Origin of the sequence: Phyllobacterium sp. SL163 (assembly GCF_049896885.1) — a bacterium.
Classification (GTDB): domain Bacteria; phylum Pseudomonadota; class Alphaproteobacteria; order Rhizobiales; family Rhizobiaceae; genus Phyllobacterium; species Phyllobacterium calauticae.
The window spans coordinates 114,081-128,062 of the sequence record NZ_JAFCVE010000007.1 but is presented as its reverse complement, the minus strand read 5'-3'; the positions used below and the strand labels follow the sequence as shown (position 1 = coordinate 128,062).

The following is a 13,982-nucleotide window of genomic DNA, read 5'->3' as shown; positions in this document are numbered from 1 at the left end:
TTTACTTCAGGAGATATACGTTCTCGTCACCCGGAAATGCCCGTGCACGGACATCATCCGCGTAGGACTTTACCGCCGCATCGATACCGGCGCCGACCGTGCCGTAGACCTTGACGAATTTGGGCGGCTTGGGATTGTAACCCAGCATATCCTCCAGCACGAGAATCTGCCCGTCGCATTCTTTCGACCCGCCAATGCCGATGGTCGGAATTGGGATTTCGCGGGAAATCTCGGCGGCGAGCGGCTCGACAATGCCCTCAAGCACCACGGAGAAAGCTCCCGCATCGCTGACCGCCTTGGCATCCGCCTTGATCAGCGGCCACAGCGCCGTGTCGCGCCCTTGCGTCTTGAAACCGCCCAGCGTGTTGATCGACTGTGGCGTCAGGCCGATATGCGCCATCACCGGAATGCCGCGTTCGGTGAGAAAGCGTATGGTCTCGGCCATGCGCACGCCGCCTTCGATCTTGATGGCGCCGCAGCCGGTTTTCTGCATCACCCGTGCCGCATTGCGGAACGCCGCGGCGGGGCTTTCCTCATAGCTGCCGAAGGGCATGTCGACGACAACCATGCCGCGTTTTGAGCCACGCACGACAGCCTTGCCGTGCATGATCATCATGTCGAGCGAAACGCCAAGCGTGGAGTCCATGGCGTAGAGCACCATGCCGAGACTGTCGCCGACGAGCAGGATATCCGCGTGATTGTCGACAATGCGGGCCGTGTTGGCGTGATAGGAGGTCAGCGCCACGATGGGTTCGCCGCCCTTGCGTGCACGGATTTCCGGTGCCGTGACCCGGCGAATGACGATTTCCTGGCTCATCTCGATGCGCTCCCCTCGCGTTGTTGTCAGCCGATCACGCGCTGGTCGATCAGCCGCACCTTGCCGAAGCGCACCGTGAGCAGGATGACCACGGGCTGTTTGAATTTACCCGAGACAGGATCGAGCGTCTGAGCGTCGCGGATATCGACAGCTTCGACGTCACCCTGTTTTTCCGTTTCCAGCATCGTGCGCACCGCGTTGCGGATGGCCGCCACCGAACGCTGCCCTTGTGCCACCATCGCATCGGCAAGATCGAGCGAGCGCGGCAGGATGGCCGCCGCCTTGCGATGTTCCGGCGTCAGCATGGCATTGCGCGAGGAGCATGCGACGCCGTCCGCTTCGCGCACCGTTGCCACGCCGGTGATGACGATGGGCATGTCCAGATCGGCGACCATGCGGCGGATGATCGTCAGTTGCTGATAATCCTTCTCGCCGAAGAAGGCATGGTCCGGCTGCACGATGTTGAACAGTTTCGTCACCACCGTGCTGACGCCGCGGAAATGGCCGGGCCTGATCTTGCCGATGAGGATACGCGAGAGAACCGGGTTTTCGACGATGGTGTGGGCGCCGGCCCGGTAGATTTCGGCCACCTCCGGCGTGAAGACATAATCGACGCCTTCGGCTTTCAGCTTGGCGAGATCGCCGGCCATGTCCCGGGGATAGGTCGACAGGTCCTCGTTGGGACCGAACTGGGTCGGATTAACGAAGATCGACACGGCAGTCACATCGCAGGCGGCGCGCGCTTGGCGCACCAGCGTCATGTGGCCGATGTGCAGATAGCCCATGGTCGGCACAAGACCGATGCTTTTGCCCTTCAATCGTTCCGCCTTGAGGGCGGCGCGCAGCTCGGCGATGGTGGCAATGACTTTCATTTCAGTTCTATGTCCAGTCCGATATCCAGCGTTGGGGCTGCCATGGTGATTTTCGAGGTCGAGATGTAGTCAACACCGGTTTCCGCGATGGCCTTGATCGTATCAAACGCAATATTGCCCGATGCTTCAAGCCTGGCGCGGCCTGCATTGATTTTCACCGCCTTTTCAAGCAGTTCCGGCCCCATATTATCAAGAAGAATCACATCGGCATTGACGGACAATGCCTCATCGAACTGGTCGAGGCCATCCACCTCCACCTCGATCTTGACGAGATGTCCGGCATAGGCCCGCGCCGCCAGAATGGCCTTGGCGACACCGCCCGCAACCGCAATGTGGTTGTCCTTGATGAGGATCGCGTCATCGAGACCGAAACGGTGGTTGGAACCGCCGCCGCACTTCACCGCATATTTGGCGAAAGTCCGCATTCCGGGAATGGTCTTGCGCGTGTCACACACCCTGGCATGGGTATGGGCGATCAGGTCGGCAAAGCGGGCGGTATAGCTGGCGATGCCGCTCAGATGCATCAGGAAATTGAGCGCCACGCGCTCGGCCGACAGGATGGCGCGGGCATTGCCTTCGATAATGGCGATGATGTCGCCGGGTTTCACCCGCACGCCGTCCTTGACCAGGGCGGTGAATGTCACGTCGGGATTGATCAGGATGAAGGCCTTGCGGGCAAATTCCATGCCGCAGATCACGCCGGCCTCGCGGCTGGACAGAACCGCCTTGGCGGTCGCGTCCTCGGGAAGCGTGGCATTGGTGGTCAGATCACCGGCGCGCCCGAGATCTTCAAGCAGGGCGGCGCGCACGGCGTCGTCGATCAGCAGTCCCGGCAATGAGGGGGGAAACGCCTTTTGCGCTACAGTTGCTTTTTGAGACATATTCATCTGCTCTCTCCGCCTGCGCCTAAGCGCGTTCCATCATGTCGCCGACATAGGCCTGCGCATCGTCCAGTGTCAGGAATGTCCGGTGCTGCCATTCCCGGCGTTTTTCGGGAAAATCGGTGCGGAAATGGCCGCCGCGGCTTTCCTCGCGACGCAAGGCACTGACCGCCACCAGCTTGGCGGTGGCCAGCACATTGCGGAATGCCGGATCGCGGTTGGTCTGTTCAAGCGCGAGAATGGCCTTCAGCCCGGCGCGCATGTCCTCGCCGTTGCGGATCACCCCGAAGCTGGCGCTCATGGTCTTGCGCAGCGTCGCCATGGCGGAACTGTCGCCTTCGCTCTGCAAGTCATCGCGGTCGACCGATCCGGCCGACCAGTTATCGACCGGTTTTGCGCCGTCCCTGCCGATTTTGGCAGCGATGCGGGCAGAGAACACGACTGCCTCCAACAGCGAATTGGATGCGAGGCGGTTGGCGCCATGGGCACCCGTGGAGGTGCATTCGCCGCAGGCCCAGAGGCCGTCAATCGAGGTGCGCCCGTCGGCATCGGTGAGGATACCGCCCATGAAATAATGGGCGGCGGGAATAACGGGGATGGGCTGGGTCACGGGATCAATGCCGGCGTCGCGGCAATAGCGGTACACCGTCGGAAATTCGTCGGGGAACGCCGCGCCGACCGCCGTGGTGCAGTCGAGCCAGGCGCCCCGCCCCGCCATGACTTCGGCATAGATGCCGCGCGCCACCACATCGCGCGGGGCAAGTTCGCCATCGCTGTCGATTTTCAGCATGAAGCGCTCGCCATCGCGGTTGATCAGTGTCGCGCCATGGCCGCGCAGCGCTTCGGTTGCCAGCGGCGCCGGGTCCTTGTGCACGTCAAGCGCCGTCGGATGAAACTGCACGAACTCCATATCGGCCATCATGGCACCCGCGCGCGCCGCCATGCCGATGCCCTCGCCGCGCGCCTCGGACGGATTGGTGGTGACCGCATAGAGATGCCCGATGCCACCCGTGGCAATGACGACCGAACGGGATGCAAGGCGTATCTTCTCGCCCCGGCCCGCATCGGCGCGGGCAATCACCCCGGTCACGGCGCCTTTTTCCGTGGTGATGTCTTCCACCACATAGCCTTCCATCACGCGGATGGAGGGGGTGTTCTCGACGGTGTGCACCAGCGCCTGCATGATGGCACGGCCCGCCATGTCGCCCCGCACGCGGACGATGCGGCTTTCCGAATGCGCCGCCTCACGCGACACCTGCAGCTTGCCTTCGAGATCGCGGTCGAACGGCACGCCATAGCCAAGCAGGTCATGCACGCGGGCAGCGGCTTCCGTTGCCATCAAACGTGCAATGCTTTCGTCCACAATGCCATCACCGGCGGCCATCGTGTCGGCGACGTGCTTGTCCGTCGTATCGCCCTCGGAGACGGCGGCGGCAATGCCCGCCTGCGCCCAGGCGGAGGAGGCACCGCGGCCGATGGGTGCCGCCGCGAGAATGGTGACGGGACGCGGCGCAAGCTTCAGCGCGCAAAACAGGCCAGCCAGACCGCCACCGATAATGATCACCGGCTCAACCGGCGCCGGGGCCTTGGAGAATGGTACGCTCATCGGAATTACCCCCTGTTGCCCAGCCGGGCCGTTGGGTTGAAGGTCAGTTCTTGAGGTTCACCATGCGCTCGACGGCAAGACGGGCACGTTCGGCAACCAGCGGATCGACGTGAATTTCCTCACGCATGTAGACGAGGCTTTCCAGAATGTTCGGCAGCGTGATGCGCTTCATGTGCGGGCACAGGTTGCACGGCTTGATGAACTTCACGCCGGGCACCTCCGACTCGATGTTCGACGCCATCGAGCATTCCGTGACGAGAAGCACCTTTGCGGGCTTCCGGTCCTTCACGTAATTGATCATGCCGCTGGTGGAGCCGGTATAATCGGCGATAGCCACGACTTCCGGCGGGCATTCCGGATGGGCAATGATCTGGATATCCGGATCGGCAATCCTGTAAGCCAGAAGCTCATCGGCGGTGAAGCGCTCATGCACTTCGCAATGCCCCTTCCAGGTGAGGATCTTGACATCCGTCTGGGCGGCGACGTTCTGCGCCAGGAATTCGTCGGGAATGCACAGAACCCGGTCAACGCCAAAGCTTTCAACCACCTCTACGGCATTGGCCGAGGTGCAGCAGATATCGCTTTCCGCCTTCACCTCGGCCGAGGTGTTGACATAGGTGACGATCGGCACGCCGGGATAGGTTTCCCGCAGCAGACGGACATCGGCGCCGGTGATGGATTCAGCCAGCGAACAGCCGGCTCGCATATCCGGAATAAGAACGGTCTTCTGCGGGTTCAGCAGTTTCGAGGTCTCGGCCATGAAATGCACGCCGCACTGGACGATGATTTCGGCATCGACACGCGTGGCCTCGCGGGCCAGTTGCAGGGAGTCGCCGACAATGTCGGCAACGCAATGGAAAATTTCCGGCGTCTGGTAATTATGCGCGAGAATGACGGCGTTGCGCTGCTTCTTCACCCGGTTGATCGCCGCCACATAGGGCGCGTAGACAGGCCATTCGATGCGGGGAATATGATGCGCAACCCGCTGGTAGAGGTGTTCGGTTTCCGCCGCCACTTCCGGGGTGAAAGACAGGTCCGGCATGGTGAGAACGCCGAAACGCTCCGCTGCGGATGGGCCGGAGACAGGGCCGTTTACGGTGCGCGCAGTGCTGGTCATCGTCTTTTCCTCCAAGGGCAACCTCCTCAGATTGCCTGCTGCCGATCATTTATACTCAATATGAGCATATTTGTGATCAAAAGAAAAACGGCAAGGCCGTCGCTGAATACATAGGCCAATATTTCCGCCGCTTCAAGGGGCAGATTTTCAACAATCGGCTAAAGATTGCGGGAGGAATGAACGCGCCGAAGACAATCCGGCGCGAGTATTCCCTGTGTCACGCATGACGTGCGAGCCGATGGAAACGCCCGGCTTGAGGGCATTTCCCCGATTTATTTCAGAGGGTTAGTACGTGGTTCCCCGGTGGCGGTAATAGTTGCGGTCCTGCCGGTCGCGTTTGGCCGGGCTGTCGCCACCCAGACGCGGCGAGCAGTCGGTGAATATTTTCGCGTTGATATCCGTTGGCCGGTCGCAAAAGACCAGCGGGCTCACCCGGCCCGAATTGGCGCAACCGGCCAGGGTAATGGTGGTCAAAGCCAGAAGTGGCAGAAGAAATCGCATCGGGAAAGCCTTTGTCTGTATGTGCGGGGAATGAACGGACCCATAACGTATCAATTGCGTTGATGTGCCAATTCACATCTATTCAATTGATTGAGAGTACAAATAGGATAATTCTCTCCTGGATTTAAGGGGAGAGACCATGATTCAATCGCGCACAGCAAAGCCTGCGGGCTTACCGTGGCTGATCATCACCGCCGGTTGTCTCATCGCGGTCATGACATTCGGCCCACGCTCGGCCATGGGTCTTTTCCAGTTGCCGCTGCTGCATGACAAGGGCTGGGACCGCACCACATTCGGCATGGCCATCGCCTTGCAGAATCTGTTCTGGGGTATCGGCCAGCCCTTCTTCGGCGCCATCGCCGACAAGTTCGGCACATGGCGGGTCCTGCTGATGTCGGCGATCCTCTACAGCGCCGGGCTGATCCTGATGGCATGGGCTTCCTCACCCGGCATGCTCTATATCGGCGGCGGCCTTCTTGTCGGCCTCGGCATCGCCTCCGGTTCCTTTGGAACGATCCTTTCCGCATTTGCCCGCAATGTTTCGGCCGAAAAACGCACCTTCGTCTTCGGCCTCGGCACCGCAGCGGGTTCCGCCGGCATGTTCGTGTTTTCGCCGCTCAGTCTCGCGCTGATCGAGCGTTTCGGCTGGTCCGATGCGCTTGTTTATCTCGGCATCGCCATGCTGATCGTGCCGCTTCTCGCCATCCCGCTGCGCGGCAATTCCACCAGCGGCCGCGTCAGCGAGGCACAGTACAAACAATCCATGGGCGAAGCCCTGCGCGAAGCGCTCGCCCACAGGAGCTATGTGCTGCTGACGACAGGCTTTTTTGTCTGCGGCTTCCAGCTGGCGTTCATCACCGCGCACTTTCCCGCCTATATCAGCGATATCGGCATCGATGCCAAATATGCGGTGCTGGCGCTGGCCCTGATCGGCTTTTTCAACGTGATCGGTTCGCTGGCATCCGGCGTCATCAGCCAGCGCTATTCCAAGCCGAAATTCCTCGCCTATCTCTATATCGGCCGCTCGGTGCTGGTGGCGGCATTCCTGCTGCTGCCGCAGACCGGCGCATCCGTGGTGGTGTTTGCCATCGTGATGGGGCTGATGTGGCTTTCAACCGTACCGCCGACCAATGCGCTGGTCGCCATCATGTTCGGCACGCGCTATCTCGGCATGCTCGGCGGCATCGTCTTCTTTTCGCACCAGGTCGGCTCCTTCCTCGGTGTCTGGCTGGGCGGTTATCTCTACGATCACTTCGGCAGCTACAACCCCGTGTGGTGGCTGAGTGTCGTCCTCGGGATTTTCGCCGCCATCGTGCATTGGCCGATTGAAGAGCGCCAGGCGGACCGCCCCGCCCTGCAACCGGCCGAATAGGCTGCGTTACGGCTGCAGGCGCTTACGGATGGGTTCGAATTCCGGCGTGGCCTTGCGCTTGACCGGATCCGGTTCGTTCGAATCAATGGCTTCCCAGTACTTCCAGTTCACCTTTTCCGATCCGAGCTCGTAGTCCATGCCGTCCCAGCTGTCCTCACGGAAGCTGTAGAAGGCCCAGTGCAGCCTGTCTTTGTCGAGCACGGTCAAGACATCCTCGAGATAGGCCTTGCAACCCGCAAGCATGCGCATGCAGCCATACTCGCCTGCGACCAGCCGGTTGAGCGGGATATGATGCGCTTTTGCCCAGTCGACCGGCTTGGCGAGGTAATCGGCAACTTTCTGCGCATTCCATGTCACCGTTGATCCGGCATAGGGAACCTCGCCGGGATAGGCATAGGGCTTCTTCCGCTTGATATTCGGCGCGCTTGTTGCTTCGTAGGGCTCGTACATGTGGAAGCTGTAAACGACCTTCGTGTCATCGAGCGGTTTCGGCCAGTAGCTGAAGGCATCGGCAGCCGCATACCACCCCGCATCCGCCATGACAGGCGTTGCGGGATCGACCTTGCGGATTTCGGCGATCACCGTGTTGTAGAAGGCGATCAGGTCGCGCGCGCCGCCCTTCTGCTTGCCGTACCAGGCCTGCATGTCCGCAACACCGGCATGTTCGGCAATACCGCCCATCTTTTCCGGCGCGGGCTCGTTGACGATATTGTAGGCCGCAATGGCGGGATGATCCTTCAAGGCGGTCGCCAGATCCCGCCAGAACTGCGCGGCTTCCTGCCATTTTGCCTTGTCCTGCCAGAGCCGGTCATCGAACTTGCCGTTGTTGTTCTGCGACCAGCGCATGGATGGCAGGGACAGCGGCGTGATGACGACCTTGAGGCCGGCCTTATCAGCGCGGTCGAGCGTTGCCTTCAGCGTGGCAAGATCGGCTGCGGGAATGCCTTCATAGTGGTCGGCATCGCCGATGAGAAAATCCCGCTTGGCCGGCTTCCACTTGTCGTAGGAGAGCCGCACCCAGCTCGCGCCATATTTTTTCAAGGCGTCGAAATAGGCCTGGTCCGGCGGCAAGCGATTGAAACTGTTGCCGCCATGCTGCGGCGTATCCCAAAAGGTGATGAGATCGGCGGCATTGGCGGCGCAGCTCATGGCGAGGGAGAGAAACAGGGTCGTCGCGATACGCATGGGCACTCCTTCGGATCAATGGTCAGAGGGACAACTGACGGGGCACTGCGGCGGCAATGGGCCGGGTTTTGCCCGGCAGGATGGTTATAAACAGAAACCGCCGCCTGACGGGTCAGACGGCGGCGATTTGCATCGATATGGTAAGCGGAGTGTTAATCGCGCAATGCCGCCTCGATCTTGTCGAGTGCCTCGGCCTTGCCGATGCCGGTGAGAAAGGCGAGCGTCGTGATCACCGGCTTGCCGAGATCCTTCGGCAACTGGGTGGTGGAGACGACAAGGTCGACATCATCGATCTGGCTGGCTACCTCGGTCGCCTTGCACTGGCGTGAATTGAACGTAATGCCGCGTTCCTTCAGCGCGTCCTCCACCGCGTGAGCGACGACGGTCGACGTCGCGATACCGGTCCCGCAGGCGAAAAGTACAGTCTTTTGTTTGGTCATTGGTCCCTCTTCATCCCGGATGGCGCGTCAGGCCAAAAGCCGGGTCACATCGTCAACAGTGGTGGATCGCATCAGGGCGGAGATCGTGTCCGCCGACTGAATGGTCAAGGCGATTTCCTGCAGCATTTCGATCTGCTGGTCCTTGTCGTTGAGGGCCATCAGAAAAACCACGCTGACCTGCAGTTTTTCCTCCGGGTCCTCCATATTGCAAAAGGCCACCGGCCTGCACAGCGTCGCCATGGCGAGGCCCGGTTTCAGCACATGTTCCGGGTCCGTATGGGGAATGGCAACATTGTTGTCCAACCCCAGCGGCAAGCCGGTGGGCAGCGCCGCCTCGCGGGCAAGCACCGCTGCGGCAAAGCTCGGCTTCACATAACCCAGGCTGTGCAAACGATCGGAAAGAATCCGGATCACGTCCTGATCATTCCCGGCCTCGACCCCAAGGATAATCGCCCCGGGATCGAGAAAGTTCATCAGGGCTTTCGCCATTCACTTACTCCAGTATACGTCTTGTCAGGCAGTCTTGTCGGCGTTCTCATCGGCACCGGCGGCACGTTCCCATGCAGCGGTGTTGCGGTGATAGGCCCAGAAGGCACCGGCGATGACGATGGCAATGACACCAAGACCCGCCGCGCCGAGACCGCGGATCGCAGCGATCACCGCATAGGACACCCACAGGAACCCGTCGACGACGCTGGTGATCTGCACCGCATTGGCCGGCATCTTGAAGCCGGACGACTGGGCGGCGCTGGTGAACAGCGGTGCCAGCGCGTTGGCGACATAGAAGCCGACAGCCAGCGTGAAGGTGCCGACGATGACCATGCGGAAGACATTCCCCTTCAACAGCGGCGCTGTCATGGCAACGATGAACGGAATGACCGCGAGATCAGCAAAAAGAATGACGCGGTTGCCCGGCAGGATCACCGAGAGGATGATGGCAATCGGCACCAGGATCAGTGACGAAGAGATCGCCGCGGGATGGCCGATCAGAATTGCCGAATCAAGCCCGACCAGCAATTCCCTGTCGCCTGTCCGCTTCTTGACGAAAGCCTGCGCCGCATCGGAAACCGGCAGAAGCCCTTCCATCAATATCTTGACCATGCGCGGCAGCAGCAGCATCACGGCAGCCAAGGTCATGCCGGTCTGCAGCACCTTGCTGAGAACCACGCCGAAATCCCCGGCGTTGTAGTAAGCGATCACGCCGAGCACGAGACCGATGATCAAGCCGAGAATGACCGGCTCGCCGAAGACGCCGAAGCGCTTTTCGAAGGTTTCGGTGTTGATCTCGATCTTGTTGATGCCGGGAATCCGGTCGATGATCCAGTTCAGCACAATGGCAATTGGCAGGATTTGCGCTGAGGCCAGATGCGGCACGGAAATGCCGGGAATGCCATAGAACTGCTGCACGGCCTTGGCCGACCAGTCGGCAAACAGCAGGCAGAGCGCGACCATCAGCGCCGCGACGATCAGGCCGTAGGCCAGGCTGTCGGTGGCGGCGACGGCGAGCGAGCCGATGAAGGCAAAGTGCCAGAAATTCCACACGTCGACGTTCAGCGTGCGGGTCATGCGCGTCAAAAGCAGCACGATATTGACCGCGATACCGATGGGGATCACCCACAGGCCGACGGACGATCCGAAGGCGATGGCAGCGGCCGACGGCCAGCCCACATCGACGATATCACGCTGAATGCCGGTATTGGTGACGATCGCCTTGGCGACATCGCCAATCGATGTGAGCATCAGCCCGAGCACCAGATTGATACCGATAAAGGCAACGCCGATGGTGACGGCTGCACGGAACGCGCGCCCCACCTTGGCGCCAAGAACCACGGCAATGATGAAAATAACGATCGGCAAGAGGACCGTCGGCCCCATCGTGTCGACGGCAGCCTTCAGGCCCGCCAAGAAACTGTCCATTTAAACCTCCCCAGCAACCCTGCGGCTGCGATACCCCAAACGCTGTTTTTGCGTCGCGCCAATGTTTGACAGGATATGCGGGAAAAACTAGCGGATTTTCCGAAAATTCGACCGAAATTCACACTTGTGCGCGGCGATTTCGCTGCAATTTCCCAGTTCCTGGGCAGATTTTCACAGACAGGGTAAAAGCTTGGTCATTCAGGCCGGCAAACCCCGAAAATGCGCGTTCAAGATGCCTCTGGAACCGGCACTGCCTGCTGGTCGCGATACCGCAGCGCAAGATTGACATTGCGTCCTGCGGTCATGCCGAGAAACCACGCCCAGACACCCGCGGCAATCGGCTGGACCGGCCAAGCGGCAACCCATGAAGCATGGGATTCGATGCCGTAATGCAGGGTGAATTCGAAGGCGAAGCTGCCAAGGATAATCGCGAACATCATGATGTCACCCGGCACGGTGATCTGTCCGGCCTGCCGGTCGATTGCGATGGTCCAGCGGCGGGCGTGATGCCAGCCGAGCGCCAGCCCGATGACGAGCCCCAGCAGCGCGGCGAGAATGTCCCGATCCACCGGATGCGGAAACAGGCCGAAGAACCCGCGAAAACCGAGAGCCGCAAACAACAGGGGCATGATGAGAAGCCGCCGGATGCGGATCGTGCGTCGGAAGCAGCGCGTAACCCCGACCCACATCAATGCAATGAAGATAAAATAGACGTAGACCGGGATATGTGACATGGCAAAATCCGTTCTCATTGTCAGTTCATCTCAAATAAACTACAATCCTAACAGTGTAAAGATAGTCTGGATACGCATGGACGAACACGATCAAAACCCCGCCGGTTATCATCATGGCAATCTGCGCCGGGCACTGCTTGCCGCCGCCCGCGGGCTGCTGGAGGAACGCGGCCCCGGCGCCTTGAGTTTGCGTGAGATCGCCCGCCGGGTCGGCGTATCCGCGCCTTCGGCCTATCATCACTTCGCCAGCCTCGATGCCATTGCCGTGTCGCTGGCCGAGCAGGGATTCACGGAATTCGCCGAGCAGCTGGAAGCAGCCCCAACCAATGCCAAGGGCATGCTGGCGCCGACCGGCGAGGCCTATATCGCCTTTGCCCGCGCCAATCCGGCGCTTTACCGCCTGATGTTCGGTGAAGGATTGCGCGGTGCCTCGAGGGAAAGCGAGGCCGTGCGTGCGCTGCGCCAGCGCGCCTATGAAAAGGTCAAAGCCGGCCTGTACAAAAGACTGCCGGCAGAAGAGGTTCCCGCAGCCGCCCTGTTTCTATGGTCGCTGACCCACGGGCTGGCATTGCTGATGATCGACGGGCAAGTGGACGCCGGGGCTGACGCCGACGCCTTGATCCGCCAGGTTCTGAGACTGTCGGGAACCGGCTTGCCGAGCGCGCGATAATTCGCTTTGCCGATATGTTTTATCAGGCCGCCATGAGGCTATCGGCTCTGATCCAGCAGAGCCAGCCGCACGGTTTCCGCAACGAACCCGGCTTTGCCGCCGGTGTAATGCTTCCAGTCGCCGACAGCATCGACAGCTAGTTGCCGTTTCAGTTTCCCATAAGCCTGCGCCCGCCCCGGATTTTTGCGCAAATAATCGCGGAACAGCATCCTGTCCCGGTGAATCCGGTTGTCCGGCCCGCAAAGATAAAGGCGCGTGCCCCAGGAACCATGGCCCTGCGTGAACGTCCACATGCCATCCTGATAGGGGTCGCCGTGGAAGGTGTAACCATCCTGAGATTTGATGCGTTCGACCGCCTGCGGCAGCAGGGCTTCTGCCCTGAGAACACAATCTATATCAATTTTCGGTTTTGCGCAGAGCCCGGCTATGGAGGTGCTCCCCACGTGATAAACTTCGTCAATGTATGCGCCGATGGTCTGCAGCAGCTGCTGGCGCTGGTTTTCGAAAGCACGCGCCCATTCCGGATCGTGATCGACGAGTTGGATCGCCCGCACAGCCGCGTCCCTCGCCATCTCAGCCGCCGCGCATGAAACTTTCGAGCGGGAAAATCGCGCACGTCTCGGTGCCGTGGGCCAGCAGCTTGCCGTTGGCATCGCGCAGGAAGGCTTCCGAGGTCGCCAGCGTGCGGCCGCGATGCACCAGCTTGCCCTCGCAGAAGACAGGGCCGGTATCGGGCGACAGCGGCCGCACCAGATTCACCTTGAATTCCACCGTGGTGTAGGCTTCGCCCGGCTTCAGGGTCGTCATCACGCAGCAGGCCAGCGCAGAATCCATCAGTGTCGCCACCCAGCCGCCGTGGATGCCGCCCAGCGGATTGAGATGTTCCGGCGCCGGGACGCCCGTGAAGACGACCCGGTTGGGCTCGACCTCATGCAGGGTGAAGGACAGGGTTTTGGCCATGGGCGGGGCGGGATACTCCCCGCGCAGCATTGCCTGCAGGATGTCGAGACCGCTGCGCTTTGCCAGATCGGCAAGCGGCAGCGTACCGATGCCACCGGGAAACGCGATGGCAGGCATGGTATCTGAACTCATGATTGTGCTGACCTTTCCTGTGCGGCCTGGCCCTGCCCTGCCGTCCTTGCTATCGAGCGCGATACCGCCGTCAAAAACCCGTCGCGCGACTCCGGCGCCTTCAGCGCCCGCGGTTCCCAGACGTGACGGGTGAAGAAGAAACTGGTCAGACGGAAAGCATCCGTCAGTTCGGCGAGCGACGCCGCCCGCACCTTCGAACTGATCATGAATGGCGGCATCGCCAGAAGTTTGTCGGCCCAGGGCGCACCGGCATCGCGCGATACAGCCCGGCCGGATTTCGGCGAGACATAGGCAAGGTTGTCGCCGCTGCCCGTCGCCGCGCAGCGTTTCAGGTCGAGCCCGAAACCCAGCTCCTCCAGCATCATCACCTCGAAGCGCAGCAGCAATTCACCCGAGATCAGCGGGTCGTCGCAATGTTCGAGGATGATGGCGAGTGTCTCGAAAAGGCCCTGGTGCGGATCACGCTCCGGCAGGAGGCGCAGATGCGCGGCAGCCAGCTGCAGCGCATAGAGGCCGACGGGCTGTTCGATCAGCCGGGCGGCGGCAAAGGATACCGGCTCGACCTGCATCATGCCAAGATGCTCGTCAATGCGCGCGCGCCAGATCACATCCACCCGGTTGCCTGGCTGCAGCAGCGGCTGCATGCGGCGGGAGCGGCCGCCGCGCACCAGCCCCATATGGCGGCCATGCGCGCGCGTCATCAGTTCGAGGATCGCACTGGTTTCCCCGTGCCGCCTCGTTCCGAGTATGATTCCTTCATCCCGCCATTCCATGAGGC

General features: G+C 61.0%; 16 protein-coding genes. 2 read left to right on the top strand and 14 right to left on the bottom strand.

The window, feature by feature from the left end; genetic code table 11:
- Position 1 precedes the first annotated feature (1 nt).
- The 6 genes from panB to ACP7B1_RS16635 all read right to left on the bottom strand — a co-directional run bounded on the left by panB (position 2) and on the right by ACP7B1_RS16635 (position 5,794).
- Entirely contained in the window at positions 2-817 is an 816-nt protein-coding gene (gene panB / locus ACP7B1_RS16660; protein WP_346306877.1) for a 3-methyl-2-oxobutanoate hydroxymethyltransferase, read from the bottom strand.
- A 26-nt stretch (positions 818-843) separates the two neighbouring features.
- Positions 844-1,689, bottom strand: coding sequence for a pantoate--beta-alanine ligase (gene panC / locus ACP7B1_RS16655; RefSeq protein WP_346306878.1), 846 nt, complete (start codon positions 1,687-1,689; stop codon positions 844-846).
- Positions 1,686-2,570 carry a carboxylating nicotinate-nucleotide diphosphorylase gene (gene nadC, locus ACP7B1_RS16650; RefSeq protein WP_346306879.1) on the bottom strand — a complete coding sequence of 295 codons (885 nt, stop codon included), beginning with the start codon at positions 2,568-2,570 and terminating at the stop codon, positions 1,686-1,688. Before nadC ends, panC begins: the two co-directional genes overlap by 4 nt.
- A gap of 25 nt (positions 2,571-2,595) precedes the next feature.
- Complete coding sequence (locus ACP7B1_RS16645) at positions 2,596-4,176, bottom strand: L-aspartate oxidase (RefSeq protein ID WP_403171545.1); 1,581 nt, start codon at positions 4,174-4,176, stop codon at positions 2,596-2,598.
- 43 nt (positions 4,177-4,219) lie between these two features.
- Entirely contained in the window at positions 4,220-5,293 is a 1,074-nt protein-coding gene (gene nadA, locus ACP7B1_RS16640) for a quinolinate synthase NadA (RefSeq protein WP_403171538.1), read from the bottom strand.
- Between the two features lie 285 nt (positions 5,294-5,578).
- Positions 5,579-5,794 (bottom strand): hypothetical protein, encoded by a 216-nt coding sequence (locus tag ACP7B1_RS16635; RefSeq protein WP_163600290.1) that lies wholly within the window; start codon positions 5,792-5,794, stop codon positions 5,579-5,581.
- A 139-nt stretch (positions 5,795-5,933) separates the two neighbouring features.
- Here ACP7B1_RS16635 and ACP7B1_RS16630 point away from each other — a divergent pair, with 139 nt between their 5' ends.
- A complete protein-coding gene (locus ACP7B1_RS16630; protein WP_346306476.1) occupies positions 5,934-7,166 on the top strand; it encodes an MFS transporter in 1,233 nt (410 codons plus the stop codon).
- 6 nt (positions 7,167-7,172) lie between these two features.
- On the opposite strand, the gene ACP7B1_RS16625 is transcribed toward ACP7B1_RS16630, so the two are convergent.
- The 5 genes from ACP7B1_RS16625 to ACP7B1_RS16605 form a co-directional block, all read right to left on the bottom strand.
- Positions 7,173-8,351 carry a glycoside hydrolase family 5 protein gene (locus tag ACP7B1_RS16625; protein WP_346306475.1) on the bottom strand — a complete coding sequence of 393 codons (1,179 nt, stop codon included), beginning with the start codon at positions 8,349-8,351 and terminating at the stop codon, positions 7,173-7,175.
- Between the two features lie 152 nt (positions 8,352-8,503).
- Positions 8,504-8,791 (bottom strand): PTS sugar transporter subunit IIB, encoded by a 288-nt coding sequence (locus tag ACP7B1_RS16620; protein WP_346306474.1) that lies wholly within the window; start codon positions 8,789-8,791, stop codon positions 8,504-8,506.
- A gap of 27 nt (positions 8,792-8,818) precedes the next feature.
- A complete protein-coding gene (locus tag ACP7B1_RS16615) occupies positions 8,819-9,280 on the bottom strand; it encodes a PTS sugar transporter subunit IIA (protein WP_346306473.1) in 462 nt (153 codons plus the stop codon).
- 24 nt (positions 9,281-9,304) lie between these two features.
- Positions 9,305-10,708, bottom strand: a complete 1,404-nt coding sequence (locus ACP7B1_RS16610) for a PTS galactitol transporter subunit IIC (RefSeq protein WP_223611293.1) — start codon at positions 10,706-10,708, stop codon at positions 9,305-9,307.
- A 227-nt stretch (positions 10,709-10,935) separates the two neighbouring features.
- Positions 10,936-11,442: a DUF6622 family protein gene (locus tag ACP7B1_RS16605; RefSeq protein ID WP_346306472.1), complete on the bottom strand. Its 507-nt coding sequence runs from the start codon at positions 11,440-11,442 to the stop codon at positions 10,936-10,938.
- 76 nt (positions 11,443-11,518) lie between these two features.
- Between ACP7B1_RS16605 and ACP7B1_RS16600 the strand changes: the two genes are divergently transcribed.
- Positions 11,519-12,112 (top strand): TetR/AcrR family transcriptional regulator, encoded by a 594-nt coding sequence (locus tag ACP7B1_RS16600; protein WP_346306471.1) that lies wholly within the window; start codon positions 11,519-11,521, stop codon positions 12,110-12,112.
- A gap of 38 nt (positions 12,113-12,150) precedes the next feature.
- Here ACP7B1_RS16600 and ACP7B1_RS16595 read toward each other — a convergent pair whose 3' ends face one another.
- The 3 genes from ACP7B1_RS16595 to recO are packed head-to-tail and all read right to left on the bottom strand — an operon-like array spanning position 12,151 to position 13,977.
- Positions 12,151-12,684: a GrpB family protein gene (locus ACP7B1_RS16595; RefSeq protein WP_346306470.1), complete on the bottom strand. Its 534-nt coding sequence runs from the start codon at positions 12,682-12,684 to the stop codon at positions 12,151-12,153.
- 1 nt (position 12,685) lies between these two features.
- On the bottom strand, positions 12,686-13,204 hold the full coding sequence (locus ACP7B1_RS16590) for a PaaI family thioesterase (protein WP_346306469.1): 519 nt from the start codon (positions 13,202-13,204) through the stop codon (positions 12,686-12,688).
- Complete coding sequence (gene recO, locus ACP7B1_RS16585) at positions 13,201-13,977, bottom strand: DNA repair protein RecO (protein ID WP_346306468.1); 777 nt, start codon at positions 13,975-13,977, stop codon at positions 13,201-13,203. The genes ACP7B1_RS16590 and recO overlap by 4 nt, the downstream gene beginning before the upstream one ends.
- Positions 13,978-13,982 lie beyond the last annotated feature (5 nt).

Excerpts from the sequence above, each read along its gene's own strand:
- panB (WP_346306877.1), bottom strand. The coding sequence starts at position 817 with ATGAGCCAGGAAATCGTCATTCGCCGGGTCACGGCACCGGAAATCCGT.
- panC (WP_346306878.1), bottom strand. The coding sequence starts at position 1,689 with ATGAAAGTCATTGCCACCATCGCCGAGCTGCGCGCCGCCCTCAAGGCG.
- nadC (WP_346306879.1), bottom strand. The coding sequence starts at position 2,570 with ATGTCTCAAAAAGCAACTGTAGCGCAAAAGGCGTTTCCCCCCTCATTG.
- ACP7B1_RS16645 (WP_403171545.1), bottom strand. The coding sequence starts at position 4,176 with ATGAGCGTACCATTCTCCAAGGCCCCGGCGCCGGTTGAGCCGGTGATC.
- nadA (WP_403171538.1), bottom strand. The coding sequence starts at position 5,293 with ATGACCAGCACTGCGCGCACCGTAAACGGCCCTGTCTCCGGCCCATCC.
- ACP7B1_RS16635 (WP_163600290.1), bottom strand. The coding sequence starts at position 5,794 with ATGCGATTTCTTCTGCCACTTCTGGCTTTGACCACCATTACCCTGGCC.
- ACP7B1_RS16630 (WP_346306476.1), top strand. The coding sequence starts at position 5,934 with ATGATTCAATCGCGCACAGCAAAGCCTGCGGGCTTACCGTGGCTGATC.
- ACP7B1_RS16625 (WP_346306475.1), bottom strand. The coding sequence starts at position 8,351 with ATGCGTATCGCGACGACCCTGTTTCTCTCCCTCGCCATGAGCTGCGCC.
- ACP7B1_RS16620 (WP_346306474.1), bottom strand. The coding sequence starts at position 8,791 with ATGACCAAACAAAAGACTGTACTTTTCGCCTGCGGGACCGGTATCGCG.
- ACP7B1_RS16615 (WP_346306473.1), bottom strand. The coding sequence starts at position 9,280 with ATGGCGAAAGCCCTGATGAACTTTCTCGATCCCGGGGCGATTATCCTT.
- ACP7B1_RS16610 (WP_223611293.1), bottom strand. The coding sequence starts at position 10,708 with ATGGACAGTTTCTTGGCGGGCCTGAAGGCTGCCGTCGACACGATGGGG.
- ACP7B1_RS16605 (WP_346306472.1), bottom strand. The coding sequence starts at position 11,442 with ATGTCACATATCCCGGTCTACGTCTATTTTATCTTCATTGCATTGATG.
- ACP7B1_RS16600 (WP_346306471.1), top strand. The coding sequence starts at position 11,519 with ATGGACGAACACGATCAAAACCCCGCCGGTTATCATCATGGCAATCTG.
- ACP7B1_RS16595 (WP_346306470.1), bottom strand. The coding sequence starts at position 12,684 with ATGGCGAGGGACGCGGCTGTGCGGGCGATCCAACTCGTCGATCACGAT.
- ACP7B1_RS16590 (WP_346306469.1), bottom strand. The coding sequence starts at position 13,204 with ATGAGTTCAGATACCATGCCTGCCATCGCGTTTCCCGGTGGCATCGGT.
- recO (WP_346306468.1), bottom strand. The coding sequence starts at position 13,977 with ATGGAATGGCGGGATGAAGGAATCATACTCGGAACGAGGCGGCACGGG.